The sequence below is a fragment of the Haloarcula regularis genome (assembly GCF_029338315.1).
In the GTDB taxonomy this organism is placed as follows: domain Archaea; phylum Halobacteriota; class Halobacteria; order Halobacteriales; family Haloarculaceae; genus Haloarcula; species Haloarcula regularis.
Window position 1 is genome coordinate 557,756 of the sequence record NZ_CP119794.1, and the last position, 15,912, is coordinate 573,667.

Sequence of the window (15,912 nt, forward strand, 5' to 3'; positions counted from 1 at the left end):
GAACCGACCAACGGAGTAGCCGATGGAAGAGCGGACGCTCTCGTACCTGCGTGGCCGCTTCGGTGACCACTACCGGCGGGCCTCGATAACGCCGCCGCCGGCCGCGAACGAACGCGAGTGGGGGTTCATCCCGTGGACCGAAGGCCCGGGCGAGACGATGGTCCGCCACCGATCGCTGCTGGACCTGGGCGAGCTCTCCGAGTTCCTCGGGCGCAAGAAACCCAGACACGTCTACTTCTCTGCCGGCCGGTACGACGACCCCAGCGCGTCGACGATGAGCGACAAGGGGTGGCGCTCGTCGGACCTGGTCTTTGACCTCGATGCCGACCACCTTCCCTCGGTCGTGCTGGGCGAGGACACCTACGGCGAGATGCTCGAGAAGTGCAAGGACGCCCTGTTGCGCCTGCTGGACTTCCTCGAGGACGACTTCGACTTCGATGACATGACCGTCGTCTTCTCGGGTGGCCGTGGCTACCACGTCCACGTCCGCGACGAGAGCGTCCGCGGCCTGAACCGGGAGGCGCGCCGCGAAATCGTCGACTACGTGCGGGGCATCGGCCTGGAGTTCGAGGAGCTCGTCAGCGAACAGGCCGTCTCCGGCACGGCGGGGCGCTCCAGTCCCGCACAGAAACGGACGCTCGTGACCGAGGGCGGGTGGGGCGAACGCACCCACGGCCACATCATGACCGAAGTCGACAGATTGCTGGAGATGGACGAGCAGGCGGCCCTCGAGCGCCTGCAGGAGTACGACGGCATCGGCCAGGGCAAGGCGTCGGCTGCCCTGAACGCCGCCCGCACCAACTACGACCAGCTCGCGGCCGGCAACATCGACGTCCACCCCGCGTTCTTCCAGATTGCGCGGGTGCTCCACCACGAGGCGGTCGCGAACGACAACGCCCCTATCGACGAACCGGTGACGACAGACACGAACCGCCTCATCCGGTTGCCGGGCTCGCTCCACGGCGGGAGCGGCCTCGAGGTCCAGCGCCTCGACCGCGACGACATCGCGGCCTTCGACCCGCTGGTCGACCCCGTCCCCGAGACGTTCCGCGGCCACGAGATAACCGTCGACGTCGTCGACCCCGGCCTGGCCGAACTCGGTGGCGATAGTTTACAGTCGAGGCGGGTATCCAATCAGTACCAGAGCACGTGGGTATCTTCCTGATGGCCCGCGGGCGCGCCGAGAAGGGCAAGGAATGAATCTCGACGAACTCCAGTCCGTGCAATCCCGGGAGCGCCAGACCGACCAGCTCCAGCAGCTGCGCGCGACCTTCTACGAGGAGGCGGGGGAGTTCATCGCCCAGTTGCGCGAGGAGCGCTCGCGGGCGGCCGAGCGGGCCGAGGACCCCTTCGACGCCCCGGAAGTGAACCACCTCACCGACGACATCAACACGGCCGAACAGACCATCGAGGCCATCTACGAGCGCCGCGTCGGGAAGATCGTCAAGATGGCCTCGCTGGCCGCTGCCGACATGCCGATGGAAGACGACGGCCTCACCCAGGAGGAACGGACCCTCTTCGAGACGATGGTCCAGGCGATCAAGGACAACCGCAACCACGTTCTCGACGTCGTCTCCGGAGAGGCGAGTGGCAGTCCCGTCGAGACAGGGACGTCGGCCGACGGGAGCGCCGGGTCCCGGACCCCTCCGTCGACAGACGACACGGTCGGTGCCGGAGACACCGACCCGTCGGGAGTCGACGCGGCGGACGTGATGGGCGCGTCGGCGTCCGAGTCCGCGGCGCAGTCACCACCAGTCCCCGACGACGTCGGCGGTGACCGGCCCCCGGACGAGGCCGCTATCGCGACGTCACCGGACGATTCGTCACGGGACGTACCCGACGAGGACCCACCAGTGGACGCCGCCAGTGACGAGGCTAGCGGTCCGTCGACGGAAGGCCCCGAGGGCGACGCACCGGACGACGTGGCCCGTCGGACCGTCCGCATCACCGACGACGTGGGCGAGATATTCGGGGTCGACGAGCGCGAGTACGACCTCTCGCGGGACGACGTGGTCACGCTCCCCAGCGACAACGCGGACCCGCTGGTCGAGCAGGACGCCGCCGAACCGCTGGAGTGATGCTCACGGGCAGAGAGATCGACGCCGCCAGCGCGGGCTGTACCGGTCAGGGCTCGGGTCGTTCGCCGAGCGTCAGGTCGACGGTCTGCTCGCGTCCCTCGCGCTGGACGGTGACGGCGATGGTGTCGCCGGGACTGGTCTCGAGGGCGAGGTACGTCGCCAGCGCCTGCCGTGTCTCCGTCGGCGCCCCGTCGAGACGCCGAACCACGTCGCCGCCGGTCGGTACCTCCGTTCCGGAGACGACCCTCGAACCGTCGCTCCCCCTGAGGACGCCCTTGGCGGGCCCACCCTCGACCGTGTCGTCGATGTAGACGCCACTCGCCGTCGCCAGGTCGTTCGCCCGCGCGACCAGCGGGGAGACGCTCCGCAAGAGGACCCCCATGTAGGAGTGCTCGTACGTGCCTCGACTGACCAGCGCGGGCACGACCCGCCGGGTCAGCTGGGCGGAGATGGCGAAGCCGACGTTGTCGCCCCCGCCGGAGTTGATGACGCCGAGGACAGTCCCCTCGAGGTCGACCAGCGGGCCGCCGCTGTTGCCCGGGTTGACCGCCGCGTCGGTCTGGATGGCGTCCGCGATGGAGAAGTTGTTCGCACTCCTGAGCGTCCGGTCGACGCCGCTGACGATACCGGCCGAGACAGAGCCCGAGAGGCCGAAGGGGTTGCCGATGGCGACGACCTCCGTCCCGATGGCGGGGTCCCGCTCGGCGAGCGTCAGCGGGGTCGCGGCCGCCGACGGCTCGGCGACCTCGAGCACTGCCAGGTCGCTGTAGACGTCCGCCCCGACGAGCGTCGCCTCCCGCCAGCCGGTGTCCGCGAATCGGACGTAGTAGGCGTCGCCGCCGGCGACGACGTGTTCGTTGGTGACGATGTGACTGTCGCCGACGAGGAACCCACTGCCCTGTGACCCGCGACTGTCGTCGGTGACGACGCGTATCGACACCACCGACCCGGCGACCTGCCGGTAGACGTCGGCGTACCTGCTCCCGTCGGTCTCGGGCCCGACGGCCTCCGAGGCGGGGCTGACGTCGTCAGTGAGCGGTCCCGTGACTGGTCCTCGACCTGCCCGGGCGACTGACAGCCGGCTGCCCCAGCCAGACCGACGCCGAGCGCACCGAGAAACCGGCGCCGAGACAGGGAACTGTCCATGTCCCTACGTCGGGACCGAGTCCGATGAATCCCACGGTCGGCCGAAGACTCAATACTGTCGACCGCCCACCGCCCCTCATGGCAAAGAACGCATCCGGGTCCGAGACCCCCTCGCCGGGGTTCGTCCTCCCCGGACTCAGAGCGGGCGTGGAGATGGCACTCGTCGGCATCATCGTCGCGCTTGTGGGCCTGCCGGCCCGGGAACCGCTGGTCCTGGGGGTCGTCCTGCTCGTGGCCCTGCTCGCGATGACGGTGGTCCTCTTCTGGGCGATGAACCGGCACATGCGAAAGTGGATCCGCTACGCGCAGGGCAAACCCACCCGGACGAGCCTGTTCGACTGACGGGGACCTGCCACCCCACTGTACAGTTAAGTGCGAGCCACGTGTACCGTCGGGCGCTTATGGAGCTAACCTGGCACGGCCACTCGACGTGGCACGTCTCCGTCGACGGAACCGACCTGCTCATAGACCCGTTCTTCGACAACCCCGTAACCGACACCGATCCCGAGGAACTCCACCCGGACTACGTCCTGCTCACACACGGGCACGCCGACCACATCGCCGACGTCGACCGCTATCGGGGCAGCACCGTCGTCGGGACGCCCGAGGTCGTCGAGTACTGCGAGGACAACTACGGCGTCTCGGACACCATCGGCTTCAACATCGGCGGGACAATCGAACTCGGGGACGCCTTCGTGACGATGCACCGGGCCGACCACACCAACGGGATGGACACCTCCTACGGAGCCAGCGGCGGGATGCCGGCCGGCTACGTCGTCTCCGATACGACTCCGACGCAGGTCAGCGACGCCGAGTCGACGACCTTCTACCACGCCGGCGACACCGGCCTGATGACCGAGATGCGCGAGGTCATCGGCCCGTACCTGGAACCGGATGCCGCCGCCTTGCCGGTCGGCGACCACTTCACCATGGGCCCGTGGCAGGCCGCCGTCGCCGTCGACTGGCTCGACGTCGACCACGCGTTCCCGATGCACTACGACACGTTCCCGCCCATCGAGATCGAGGTCGAGGACTTCGCCCGCGAGGTGAAAGCGGCCGGGAGCGACGCCGAGGTGCACGTCCTCGAGGGCGACGAGACGTTCACGCTCTAGTCGCGACCTCCCGCCAGAGCCCTCACAGTAGAAGCCGCCCGTCGTCACCCCCGCCGAGACGGCGCAGTCCCAGTTGTGTAGTTCTGCGCGGGCCACCCAGCAACACTTACCACGCCGGGCCGAGAGTGGCCGAACGCAATGACAGACATCGAAGTCACCAGCACGTGCGAGGAAGGGTACACGGTGGAGAGCGTCATCGACGGCGAGTGGGAGCTCGTCGTGGACGCACTCAGCGAGGACGGGCCGTCGGCGAACCAGGTCCTGGCGGCGGACTACGCCTCCTGTTACATCCCGGCGTTCCGCGTCGCCGCGAACAAGACCGGCTACGACGACATCGGGACGGTCACCATCGACGTCGAGGCCGACTTAGACGAGGACGACGACCTCGAGGCCATCCGCTGGCACATCGAGGTCGAACAGGACCTCGGCGACGACGAGGAGGCCATCGTCGAGCTGGGCGAGGAGATCTGTCACGTCCACTCGGCGCTCCGCGAGGAGCTCCACGCCGACATCACCATCGAGTCCGGCGTCTGAACGGCCGTCGACGGGCACCGCAGCGGCGGTCCCGGGAAACGCTCATACGCACGGCCCCCCAAGGACGGGCCATGAGTGACTCATCCTGGACCGACCGCATCGCGGCCGAGCGGATGTCCGTCGACCAGCAGTTCAACGAACACGTCGAGGCCTCGTCGTTCTCGAGCCAGCAGTGGGGCCTCGTGATGACCGCCGTCGAGTTCGAGATAGAGAACCCGCAGAACCCCGACGAGGCCCGCGTGGTGGCCAACACCTCGAAGCTCTCGAGTGTCATGCCCGAGATGGACCGCATCGAACAGCAGTCCCCGATGGGCGCCGGCGGCGGGTCGGGCGGATCCAGCGGCGGCGGCATCTTCTCGGGCGTCAAGGCCGCACTGGGCCTCGGTGGAGGTGGGAGCAAGAGCGCACGGAAGGAGGAGGCGGCGAAACTGGCACAACAGTACGCCGAGAAGCTCCAGGAGGAACTGGAATCCAAGGGGCGCTGGAAGGCAATCTGCGAGATAGCGGCCTGACCGACCGCGACGCACGCGGTGTGGCGTGACGGAGCCTGCACGTTCGATACGAAACGTACACAATCGAAAACGGTTAGTGCGTATTCCGGGAACACCCTTCGTATGCGACACGCTAGCGCCGGTCCGCCCCCACGGACCGACGTCGGGAGGCACAGCGACGACGCCCGGGCCGCACGTTCGAAGAGCAGCAGCGAGTGTGCAGCGGGGCGGTGTCTGCGATGACCGTAGACGACGACACGCGCGCGGCGGTCGAGGGGGCCCTCGAACAGTTCCCCGAGGCGACCGCTCTCCCGAAGGCCGTCGACCGCGGCCCCGTCGTCTTCGGTTTCGACGGGTACGTCGATCGCGTCCGCGAGATGGTCGCTGACCGGTCGGACCCGGAGACGTTCGACCGGCTGGCGACGCTGGCCGCGCTGGGCGAGCGCATCGAGCGGTCGGTGGCCGCCGACAGCTCGCTCTCGTTCGAGTGGCTCCAGCACGGCACCCGGACGGGCGGCCACACCTGTCACCTCTCCCGTGCTTTCGGCACCTGGGCGTTCGACCCGGTGATGGTCGGGATGTACGGCGCCCCCGTCGCCGACCCCTTCGAGCGTGAGTTCGGCGACTACGAGATGCACTCGCTGGGCGAGCACGGCGTCACCGACGCCGTCGAGTTCGACGACGGCAAGCTCATGCTGACCGAGACGGGCGACACGATGGGGTTAGACTGGGCGACACTGGACGAGGCAGTCGGCCACGACACGCTCGTGGACCGCCTCGACGGCGCTCGCCTGCTCGGGACCGGCTACTGGTCTGAGACGCCCGACCTGCCGGACGTCCTCGCGGGCCTGTGCGACCGCTGGGACGACGTCGAGAATCCGCCGAGTCACGTGCTCGTCGATCCCGGGGACGTCCGCAAACTCGACGACGATCGGCTCCGCGCCGGCAGCGAGGCAATCGCTCGCCTGGACGAGGTGACGAACGTCGTCGTCTCGTCGAACCGGGCCGAGACGAGTGTTCTGGCCGACGCCTACGCGGGCGCGGCCGACCGGTCGCTGGAGGGCGACGTCCGGGCGGCCTTCGACGCGCTGGACTCGACCTGGTTCGTCGGCCACGGCCTCGAGCGCTCGGCCGTCGCGACATCAGACGGCGTCTTCAGCGTCGGTAACCCGACGGTCGACGAACCCGAGATGACGACCAGTTCCGGCGACCACTTCAACGCCGGGTTGGGCCTGGGTCTGGTGACCGGCCTCGACGCGGCGCCGGCCCTCGTGCTCGGGAACGCAGTCGCCGGCTACTTCGTCCGCACGGCCGACCAGCCGTCGCTGTCTGACGTCCGGACGTTCGTCGAGGACTACCTCTCGAAGTTCTGACTGCAGCGCCTCAACGGCGCCTACTCGTCGAGTCGGCGGACCGAGACCCGGTCGCGCACGTCCTCGAACCCGTCGAAGACCGGGACGGAGGTGCCGGCCTGCTGGACCACGCGCGAGGAGACGGCCACGCCCGTCCTGAGCGCCGTCAGGTCGTCCGCCCCGTCGTCCCAGGCACCGACGAACCCCGAGAGGAGGGCGTCGCCGGCCCCGACCGTATCGACGACGTCGACGTCGAGAGCATCGGCGTGGTACAGTGCCGATTCCGTCGCGAGCACGGCCCCGTCGCCACCCATCGACGCGAGGACGCGGTCGAAGCCCCGACTCCGGAACCGGTCGGCCGCGCGGGCACACCCGGCGACGGTCGAGACGTCGGCGCCCGTGGCCTCGCCCAGCTCCTCCCGGTTTGGCTTGCACAGGGCGTAAGACGACTCGAGCTGGGTGAGGGACGCGCCGCCCATGTCGACGAGCGTCTCCCAGTCGCCGGCGTCGGCGATGCGGTCGACGTCCGCCGTCGAGACACCCGGCGGGAGGCTCCCCGCGACGACCACGCGTTCCGGGTCCGCGGACCGGACAGCCTCGACCAGGTCGTCGACGGACTGCTCGGCCACCGGCGCGCTGTCGTGGTTGAGCTTGTACTCCTCGCCGGCTGCGATGGCCGTCGTGTTCAACCGGGTCGGCCCGTCGACGTGGACGAAGTCCGCCTCGACGCCGGCCTCTCGCAGGTCGTCGCGGACGAACTGTCCGGTGAACCCGCCGACGATACCGGTCGCGAGGCACGGTCGATCCATCGCCGCGAGTATCTGGGCCACGTTGATGCCCTTGCCGCCGGCGTCGAATTTCGCCTCGGTGGCCCGGAGCACGGTGTCCGGTTCCATCGGTTCGTCGAACTGTATCGTCTGATCCACTGCCGGGTTGTAGGTGACTGTGACAATCATGGGCTGACACTCTCTACGAGTACGTCCGCTTCCTCGAGCGCGGCCGCGAGGGCCGCGGGCGGGTCGGCGTCCGTCACGAGCACGTCGACCTGGTCCAGGTCGGCGAAGGTGACGAAACTCCGCTCCTCGAACTTCGAACTGTCGGCGACGAGGACGACCCGCCCGGCGCGCTCGACCATCCGCGCTTTCACCTCCGCCTCCTCCTCGTTGGGCGTCGAGAGCCCCGCGGCCGCGTCGATGCCGTTCGTCCCGAGAAACAGGAGGTCGAAGTTCGTCCGGTCGAGGAAGGCCGTCGCCGTCGGGCCGACCAGCGCCCGCGTCCGGGAGCGAAGCGTCCCGCCGGTGAGCTTGACGTCGACGCCACGCTCGGAGAGCTCTGTCGCGAGCGTCGGCATGTTCGTCGCCGCAACGTACCCGCTGTCGGGCAGCGCACGAGCCACCTCGATGGTCGTCGTGCCGGAGTCGAAAAACACCACCTGTCCGTCCCGGACCTCCGCTTTCGCGTGGTCGGCGATGGCCTGTTTGGCCGACAGTCGCTCCACCTCCCGCTGGTCGTAAGGCCGTTCGGTCCCGACCGAGGACGTCGGCACGGCGCCCCCGTGAGAGCGCTCGATCCGGCCCTCAGCCTCGAGGTCACGGAGGTCACGGCGGATGGTCGCCTTCGAGAAGCCGAGTTCGTCGGCCAGCTGTGCGACGGAACAGCCGTCCCGTTCCGTCACCAGTTCCACGATAGTCCGTTTTCGCTCGGCCGGGAGCATCTCGCTCGTCCGTTCTCCCGGCCCGGATTTACCACTTTCTATCGTATCGTTTCGTTTCTGCGCGCTTCGGGCGGGAGCTTACAGTTCGCCCAGTACCGCGTCGGTGACGTCGCGGGTGGACGCGTCGCCGCCCAGGTCGGGGGTTCGCGGGCCGCTCTCGAGAACCGTCTCCACGGCGGCCCGAACCCGGTCGCCTTCCTCGTCGTAGCCCAGGTGGTCCAGCAGCATCGCCGCCGAGAGAATCATCGCGGAGGGGTTGGCGACCCCCTGGCCCGCGATGTCCGGCGCGGAGCCGTGGACGGGTTCGAACAACGCGTTCTCCGGGCCGACGTTGGCCGAGGGGAGCAGGCCGAGGCCACCGACCAGGCCGGCCGCCAGGTCCGAGAGCATGTCGCCCGCGAGGTTCGGGCAGATGACCACGCCGTAGTCCTCGGGGTGCATGACCAGGTGCATCGCCAGCGCGTCCATCAGCGCCGTGTCGTAGTCGGCGCCGCGTTCCTCGCCGACGGCCTCGGCCGTCTCGAGGAACAGGCCGTCAGTCTGGCGCATGACGTTGGCCTTGTGCGCGATGGTCACGTCGTCGTAGCCGTTCTGCCTCGCGTACGTGAACCCGAACTCGGCGATGTCCCGCGAAGCCTCCTCGGTGATGACGCGCGTACACGTCGTCACGCTGTCGGTGATCTCGCTCTCGATGCCCTTGTAGACGCCCTCGGTGTTCTCGCGGATGAACACGAGGTCCGTGTCGGGCTGGACCGCGTCGAGGGCCGGGTAGGAGACGGCCGGCCGCACGTTCGCGAAGGAGTCGACGACCTGCCGGAGCGGGAGGATGACGTCGGCGGCCGTCTCGCCGGCCGCGCCGAACAGCGTCGCGTCGGCGTCGGCCGCCAGGTCCCGTGTCGCCTGGGAGCGCCTCGCCGGTCTCGGCCTGCACGGCGTCGCCGGCCTCGCCCTCGACGAAGTCGAAATCGACCGATTCGATGGCCTCCAGTACCTCGACGGCGGCGGGCGTAACCTCCTGCCCGATACCGTCCCCGGGGATGACTGCGATCTCGTGTGTCATGGACGTACTTCCACCGCTGGCCGAAAAGAGGGTGTCGATATCCGAGACGGTGACCGGCCGGCCCGGGCGGACCTGGCCGTGACCACTCTGCGCTCGTCTCCCGTAGCACGTCAGAGCCACTCGTAGAGGTAGCTACCGACCAGGACGAGCAGCAAACCGAACGTCCAGCTGAAGATCTGGACGATGACGTCGGGCGGCGACATGGCGACCGCGATCACCGGGACGATGATGCTCCCGACCGCGACGTTCCGGGCGATGTAGTACTTCGACCCCGGTTTCCCCTTCCGGTCGTGACGGAGTCGCAGATACAGGAGCGTCAGCGGAAAGAGCGGATACGTCAACACGATCACCGAGATCCACTTCCACGGCCACTCGACGCCCCGCGTCGCGGCGTCGAAGGCGACCCAGACGACGGCCGACCCGACCGTGACCGGGACGATGAACCCGAACAACAGCGCGAGGAGCAGCCAGTGGTTCACGACCGTGCTACCGGGTGAGAGACCGATAAACTACACGATTCCGAGCGTCAGCGGACGGTCACCGTCCACCGGGACGATGGAACGCCACGCAGTCCCCTCGCGGTGAACCGCTCAGCGTGTCAGAGCGTCTTCGAAACGCAGACGCTCTCTAATCGTCCGCTTCTACGAACCGGACGCTTCCGCCTCGGACATGAAAGTCCTCGTGATCAATCGTCCGCTTCGAGGTCCGACCGCGTCTGGTCCAGATACGGCAACTGCGCGGCCGTCTCCTCGATGGCGTTGCGGTTGGCCTTCATCAGCGCCGTCGTGTCCCAGATGCCCTCGACGAGGGCCTGGCGCTGGGCGTCGTCGACGCTGACCGAAATCTCGTTGCCCCCGTAGCGGACCGTCTCGGCCGCCACGTCGACCTCGATCTCCTCGCCAGGGTTGTCGTCGACCCACTGTTGGAGCGCGTTGATGGTCTCGTGGTCGGCCGTGACCGTCGGGATGCCCAGCGCGAGGCAGTTCCCGGCGAAGATCTCGGCGAAGCCCTCGCCGATGATGGCGTCGATGCCCCAGCGCATCAGCGCCTGGGGGGCGTGTTCGCGCGAGGAGCCACAGCCGAAGTTGTTGTTGACCACCATGACGTTCGCGCCCTCGAAGCGCTCCTCGTTCATCGGGTGGTCTTTCGGGTTGTCGTCGTCGTCGAAGCGCAGGTCGAAGAAGGCGAACTCGCCCAGGCCGTCGAAGGTGACGACCTTCATGAACCGCGCGGGGATTATCTGGTCGGTGTCGATGTCGTTCCCGCGGATGGGAATACCGGTCCCCTCGACGTAGTCGACCTCCGGAATCTCCTCAGTCGCGTCGGTCATGCGAGGCTCACCTCCTTCAGGTCGCGCACGTCAGAGACTTTCCCGTTGATCGCCGCGGCGGCGACCATCCGGGGGTTCATCAGGACGGTGCGGCCATCCTTGGAGCCCTGGCGGCCGACGAAGTTCCGGTTCGAGGAGGAGGCACACGCCTCGTCGCCCTCGAGCTGGTCTTCGTTCATGCCCAGACACATCGAACAGCCGGCGTTGCGCCACTCGAAGCCGGCGTCCTCGAAGATGTCCTTGAGCCCCTCTTCCTCGGCGGCGCGCTGGACGCGCTGGCTGCCGGGGACGACGAACGCGCGCACGTCGTCGTGGACTTGCCGGCCCTTGACGATGCGGGCCGCCCGTCGCAGGTCGGGCAGGCGGGCGTTGGTACACGAGCCCAGGAAGGCGACGTCGATGTCGTAGCCCTCCATCGTCTGACCGGGTTCGACGCGCATGTGCTTCTGGGCGCGCCGGGCGGTGTCCTGCTTGTCCTCTGGGAGGTCTTCGGGCCGGAATCGGGTCGTCGATGCCGATACCCTGGCCAGGCGTGGTCCCCCACGTGACGACGGGGTCTAAGTCGCCGGCGTCGATCTCCACGACGTCGTCGTACTCGGCGTCCGCGTCGCTGCGGATGGACTCCCAGTAGGGTTTCAGTTCCTCGAACTTCTCGGGGTGTTCCTGGAAGTAATCGGTCTCTTTCATCCACTCGTAGGTGGTCTCGTCGGGGTTGACGTAGCCCGCGCGAGCGCCGCCCTCGATGGACATGTTGCAGATTGACATCCGCCCCTCCATGTCGAGGTTCTCGATGGTCTCGCCGGCGTACTCGTAGACGTAGCCGACGCCGCCCTCGGTGCCGAGTCGGCGGATTATCTCTAAGATGATGTCCTTGGCCTCGACGCCCTCGTCGAGTTCGCCGGTGACCTCGATCTTGCGGACCTTTTGTTTCTCCATCGCGATGGTCTGGGTCGCCAGCACGTCGCGGATCTGGCTGGTCCCGATTCCGAACGCGAGCGCGCCGAAGGCACCGTGCGTGGAGGTGTGGCTGTCGCCACAGACGATGGTCTTGCCGGGCTGGGTGATGCCCTGCTCCGGCCCGATGACGTGGACGATGCCCTGCTCGCCGGTCGTCGGGTCCGAGAACTCGATGCCGGCGTCCCGGACGTTCTGTTCCAGTTCGGCCATCATGTTCTCGGCCGCGTCGTCGCTGTACGGCCGGTCCTGGTTGGCCGTCGGGACGATGTGGTCGACCGTCGCGTGGGTCAGGTCAGGCCGTGCGACCTCGAGGCCCCGCTCCTGGAGCATCCCGAACGCCTGCGGGCTGGTGACCTCGTGGATCAGATGCAGGCCCACGAACAGCTGGTCCTGCCCGTTGGGCAGGGTCGTGACCTTGTGCCGGTCCCAGACCTTGTCGTAGAGCGTGCCGCTACTCATACTGACTCGTCCCGTCCTTCCGTCCCGCGCTCGTAGGCGCGGGAGACGCCCTCACCGGGTGCCTCGTGGTCGACGTCCTCCATCGTCTCGTCGGCGCTGGCGGTCGACTCGCCGTCCGGGTCCACAGCGTCCCGCTCGCCGCCGTCGGCGGCGACTGCGGGGCCGCGGACGAAGGCGGCGCCGAACGTCTCGTTCGTGTGTGGATGCGTGTGGTCCACGTCCTGCATGGTATCGGTCCCTCGCTCACGGCGTTCGCCGTTCGCGTTCCCCGAGAAACTGCGTTTCTCGCTAGTCATCTGCTGGTGCTTCCTGTGTCTCTTGCTCGGCGTCCTCGCTCCACGAGAACAGCTCGCGGAGTCGGCCGCCGACTTCCTCCAGCTGGTGGTTCTCCTCTGCGCTGCGGTACTGCTTGTAGGCTGGCCGGTTGGCCTGGTTCTCGTTGATCCACTCGCGGGCGAACTCGCCGTTCTGGACCTCCTCGAGGATCTTGTCCATCCCCTCGCGGTCGATGACGTCCTCGCCGCGGGTCAGCCCGCCGTACTCGGCGGTGTCGGAGACGGAGTTCCACATGCCCATGTGGCCGCCCTCGTACATCAGGTCGACGATGAGCTTGAGCTCGTTCAGGCACTCGAAGTAGGCCATCTCCGGGGCGTAGCCCGCGTCGACGAGCGTCTCGAAGCCGGCCCGGACCATCTCGGTGACGCCGCCACAGAGGACGGCCTGCTCGCCGAAGAGGTCGGTCTCGACTTCCTCCTGGAACGTCGTCTCGATGACGCCCGCGCGGGTACAGCCGATGGCCTTCGAGTACGCCAGGGATTCTTCCTTGGCCGACCCGGTCGCGTCCTGATAGATGGCGATGAGCCCCGGCGTCCCCTCGTCGCGCTCGTAGGTCCGGCGCACGAGGTGACCGGGGGACTTCGGAGCCGACATCGTCACGTCGATGTCCTCGGACGGGCGGATCTGCCCGTAGTGGATGTTGAAGCCGTGGGCGAACTGGAGCGTGTCGCCGGCCTCGAGGCCGTCCTCGATGGCCTCGTAGACGGCTGGCTGGACGGTGTCCGGGACCAGCATGACCACGCGGTCGGCCTCCGCGGCGGCGACGTCGGGCGTCTCGACGCGGAGCCCCTCGGCCTCGGCGGCCTCGCGGGACGAGGAGTCCTCGCGCAGGCCGACGACGACGTCCATGCCCGAGTCCTTGAGGTTCAGCGCGTGGGCGTGCCCCTGGGACCCGTACCCCAGGACGGCGATTGTCTCGTCTTCGATGAGCGATACGTCTGCGTCCTCGTCGTGATAGACCGTGGTGGTGAATTCTTCAGTCATGTTTCTCCAGTGTGTCTGCGCCCCGTTCCAGTGCCGCTGCACCGGTGCGGACGACTTCCTGCACGTCAAACTGCTTGAACGCCTCGACTGCGGCGTCGATCTTCTGCTTGCTTCCCGTGACCTCGACGGTCACCGAGTCCGTGGCGGCGTCGACGGCCTGGCCGCCGTACATCTCCGCGACGGCGTTGACGTCGTCGGGTTTCTCCCCGCCGACCTTGATGAGCGCCAGCTCGCGGCGGACCGCCTCGGGTTCGAGCTCGGTGACCGAGATGACCGGAACCAGCTTCTGCAGTTGCTTTTTCGCCTGGTCGATTCCGGGTTCCGGTTCCTCGATGAGGATGGTCATTCGGGCCGTATCCTCGTCGACCGTCGGCCCGACAGTGAGGCTTTCGATGTTGAACTGCCGGCGGCTAAAGAGGCCCGAGATCTCGGCCAGCACGCCGGGCCGGTGTTTGACCAGCGCCGAGAGCACGGCCTGTCGTGGGTCGTGAGTCACTTCGGCCTCGGGGTCGACGCGGATTCCCTGCGAGTTGCGTCGACCCTCGGGGCGCATCCGTTCGTCAGGTGCGGGGCCTGGCATTCCTCCTGTCATCGTTAGAGCATCTCCAGATGGGATTCTTCGAGCGCGAACAGCCCGTTGTCACCGCCGCTTGGCACCATCGGGAAGACGTTCTCCGCCGGGTCGATGATGGCGTCGATGACGGCCGGACCGTCGTACTCGCGCGCTGCCTGGATGGTGTCCTCGACGTCGGCTTCGTCCTCGAGTCGGAACCCGCGGGCGCCGAAGGCCTCGGCGAGCTTGTCGAACTGCGGGATCCACGGGTACTCCGAAGCCATCCGACGACCCTCGTAGAAGCCGTCCTGCCACTGGCGGACCATCCCGACCGCCTCGTTGTTGAGGACGACGTAGGTGATGTCGAGTTGCTCGCGGACCGCGACGATGAGTTCCTGGACCGTCATCAGGAACGAGCCGTCGCCGTCGAAGCAGACGACCTCCTGGTCGGGCGCCGCGAGCTTCGCGCCGATGGCTGCGGGGACGCCGTAGCCCATCGTCCCCAGACCGTGCGAGGAAACCCAGGTGCGGGGCTCGGTAAACTCCCAGAACTGGGAGGCCCACATCTGGTGTTGGCCGACGCCGGTACAGACGATGGTGTCGTCGTCCGTGACCTCCGAGAACGTCTCGACGATGTACTGCGGTTTCAGCGGTTCGTCGTCGGGCATCTCGTAGGTCATCGGGTACTCCGACTTCCAGTCCTGGCACTGCTCGCGCCACTCGTCGGCGTCGGGCGCACGCGGCATCGCGTCGTAGAGCTGACGCAGGACCATCTTCGCGTCGCCGATGAGCGGGTGGTCCGCGTAGATGTTCTTGCTGATCTCGGCCGGGTCGATGTCGACGTGGATGATCTCGGCGTCCGGCGCGAACGAGTCGACGCCGCCGGTCAGGCGGTCGTCGAATCGAGTCCCGATGGCAAGCATGCAGTCGGTGTTCGTGATGGCGAGGTTGGCGTACCCGGTGCCGTGCATCCCGGCCCACTCCAGCGAGAGCTCGTGGTCCTCGGGGAACGACCCGATGCCGGGCATCGTCGTGATGACCGGAATCTCGTATTCGGTGGCGAACTCCCGGAGGGCCGGCGAGGCGTCGGCCTTGATCACGCCGCCGCCGGCGAGGATGACCGGGCGCTCGGCGTCGGCCAGTGCCTCGACTGCCTCCTGGACGTCGGTGTCGTCGGCTTCCTCGGGGACGTCGTAGGTGTCGGGCGTCGTCGGCGCCATCGGCTCCCGGTCCGTCTCGCCCTGCGTGACGTCCTTCGGGAGGTCGACCAGCGTCGGCCCCTGCCGGCCCGAGGCGGCGAGCGCGAACGCCTCGCTGACGTTGTCGCCGACGGTGTCCGAGTCGCCCGCGAAGTAGCTCTCCTTGGTGATCGGCTGGGTGATGCCGACGGTGTCGGTCTCCTGAAAGGCGTCGTTGCCGACGAAGTCGGTCGGGACCTGGCCCGTGAGTGCGATCATGGGATCGGAGTCCATGCTGGCGTCGGCGATGCCGGTCACCAGGTTCGTCGCGCCGGGCCCGGACGTCGCGAAGCAGACGCCGGGATCGCCGGTCACGACGCCGTAGGCGTCGGCGGCGTGGGAGGCCCCCTGTTCGTGGGCCATCGTCACGTGGGTGATGTCGGAGTCGTACAGCGCGTCGTAGACGGGCATGATGGCCCCGCCCTGGACGCCGAAGACGTAGTCCGTCCCGGCGTTCTCCAGCGCCCGGATGACCGACTGGGCCCCCGTGGTTATCGGCTCTCGGTCGTCGTCCTGTTCGGTCTCTGTCTGGTCCTCTTTCGGGACCGATGCGCGTTCACTCATAACT

General features: G+C 67.9%; 15 protein-coding genes and 3 pseudogenes. 7 read left to right on the forward strand and 11 right to left on the reverse strand.

Annotation, left to right across the window (positions count from 1 at the left end):
* Positions 1-22 precede the first annotated feature (22 nt).
* Both priS and P1N55_RS02985 read left to right on the forward strand, forming a co-directional pair.
* Positions 23-1,200: pseudogene (priS, locus tag P1N55_RS02980) on the forward strand (DNA primase small subunit PriS).
* Positions 1,197-2,078 (forward strand): hypothetical protein, encoded by an 882-nt coding sequence (locus P1N55_RS02985; RefSeq protein ID WP_276277516.1) that lies wholly within the window; start codon positions 1,197-1,199, stop codon positions 2,076-2,078. The pseudogene priS and the gene P1N55_RS02985 overlap by 4 nt, the downstream one beginning before the upstream one ends.
* Before the next feature lie 46 nt (positions 2,079-2,124).
* Here the strand turns inward: P1N55_RS02985 and P1N55_RS02990 are convergent, their stop codons facing one another.
* Positions 2,125-3,018 carry a S1C family serine protease gene (locus tag P1N55_RS02990; protein WP_276277517.1) on the reverse strand — a complete coding sequence of 298 codons (894 nt, stop codon included), beginning with the start codon at positions 3,016-3,018 and terminating at the stop codon, positions 2,125-2,127.
* Positions 3,019-3,302: 284 nt separating this feature from the next.
* On the opposite strand from P1N55_RS02990, the gene P1N55_RS02995 reads away from it, so the two are divergent.
* From P1N55_RS02995 to P1N55_RS03015, 5 genes are all read left to right on the forward strand, one after another.
* A complete protein-coding gene (locus tag P1N55_RS02995; RefSeq protein WP_276277518.1) occupies positions 3,303-3,566 on the forward strand; it encodes a hypothetical protein in 264 nt (87 codons plus the stop codon).
* A 59-nt stretch (positions 3,567-3,625) separates the two neighbouring features.
* The gene (locus P1N55_RS03000; RefSeq protein WP_276277519.1) at positions 3,626-4,336 is read left to right on the forward strand and encodes a metal-dependent hydrolase; all 711 of its coding nucleotides are present in this window, start codon (positions 3,626-3,628) and stop codon (positions 4,334-4,336) included.
* 138 nt (positions 4,337-4,474) lie between these two features.
* Positions 4,475-4,870: an OsmC family protein gene (locus tag P1N55_RS03005; RefSeq protein ID WP_276277520.1), complete on the forward strand. Its 396-nt coding sequence runs from the start codon at positions 4,475-4,477 to the stop codon at positions 4,868-4,870.
* Between the two features lie 71 nt (positions 4,871-4,941).
* Positions 4,942-5,382 (forward strand): DUF5799 family protein, encoded by a 441-nt coding sequence (locus tag P1N55_RS03010; protein WP_276277521.1) that lies wholly within the window; start codon positions 4,942-4,944, stop codon positions 5,380-5,382.
* 218 nt (positions 5,383-5,600) lie between these two features.
* A complete protein-coding gene (locus tag P1N55_RS03015) occupies positions 5,601-6,734 on the forward strand; it encodes a hypothetical protein (RefSeq protein ID WP_276277522.1) in 1,134 nt (377 codons plus the stop codon).
* Between the two features lie 20 nt (positions 6,735-6,754).
* Here the strand turns inward: P1N55_RS03015 and pfkB are convergent, their stop codons facing one another.
* The 10 genes and pseudogenes from pfkB to ilvB all read right to left on the reverse strand — a co-directional run bounded on the left by pfkB (position 6,755) and on the right by ilvB (position 15,908).
* Positions 6,755-7,669: a 1-phosphofructokinase gene (pfkB, locus tag P1N55_RS03020; protein WP_276277523.1), complete on the reverse strand. Its 915-nt coding sequence runs from the start codon at positions 7,667-7,669 to the stop codon at positions 6,755-6,757.
* A complete protein-coding gene (gene glpR, locus P1N55_RS03025) occupies positions 7,666-8,427 on the reverse strand; it encodes an HTH-type transcriptional regulator GlpR (protein WP_276277524.1) in 762 nt (253 codons plus the stop codon). The genes pfkB and glpR overlap by 4 nt, the downstream gene beginning before the upstream one ends.
* A gap of 78 nt (positions 8,428-8,505) precedes the next feature.
* Positions 8,506-9,487, reverse strand: a pseudogene (locus P1N55_RS03030) (isocitrate/isopropylmalate dehydrogenase family protein).
* 110 nt (positions 9,488-9,597) lie between these two features.
* A complete protein-coding gene (locus P1N55_RS03035) occupies positions 9,598-9,966 on the reverse strand; it encodes a hypothetical protein (protein WP_276277525.1) in 369 nt (122 codons plus the stop codon).
* Positions 9,967-10,172: 206 nt separating this feature from the next.
* Positions 10,173-10,817, reverse strand: coding sequence for a 3-isopropylmalate dehydratase small subunit (leuD, locus tag P1N55_RS03040; protein ID WP_276277526.1), 645 nt, complete (start codon positions 10,815-10,817; stop codon positions 10,173-10,175).
* Positions 10,814-12,233: pseudogene (leuC, locus tag P1N55_RS03045) on the reverse strand (3-isopropylmalate dehydratase large subunit). Before leuC ends, leuD begins: the two are co-directional and overlap by 4 nt.
* The gene (locus P1N55_RS03050; protein ID WP_276277527.1) at positions 12,230-12,529 is read right to left on the reverse strand and encodes a hypothetical protein; all 300 of its coding nucleotides are present in this window, start codon (positions 12,527-12,529) and stop codon (positions 12,230-12,232) included. The pseudogene leuC and the gene P1N55_RS03050 overlap by 4 nt, the downstream one beginning before the upstream one ends.
* Complete coding sequence (gene ilvC / locus P1N55_RS03055) at positions 12,522-13,553, reverse strand: ketol-acid reductoisomerase (RefSeq protein ID WP_276277528.1); 1,032 nt, start codon at positions 13,551-13,553, stop codon at positions 12,522-12,524. Before ilvC ends, P1N55_RS03050 begins: the two co-directional genes overlap by 8 nt.
* Positions 13,546-14,133, reverse strand: coding sequence for an acetolactate synthase small subunit (gene ilvN, locus P1N55_RS03060; protein WP_276277529.1), 588 nt, complete (start codon positions 14,131-14,133; stop codon positions 13,546-13,548). The genes ilvC and ilvN overlap by 8 nt, the downstream gene beginning before the upstream one ends.
* Positions 14,134-14,147: 14 nt before the next feature.
* Positions 14,148-15,908, reverse strand: a complete 1,761-nt coding sequence (ilvB, locus tag P1N55_RS03065) for a biosynthetic-type acetolactate synthase large subunit (protein ID WP_276277530.1) — start codon at positions 15,906-15,908, stop codon at positions 14,148-14,150.
* Positions 15,909-15,912 lie beyond the last annotated feature (4 nt).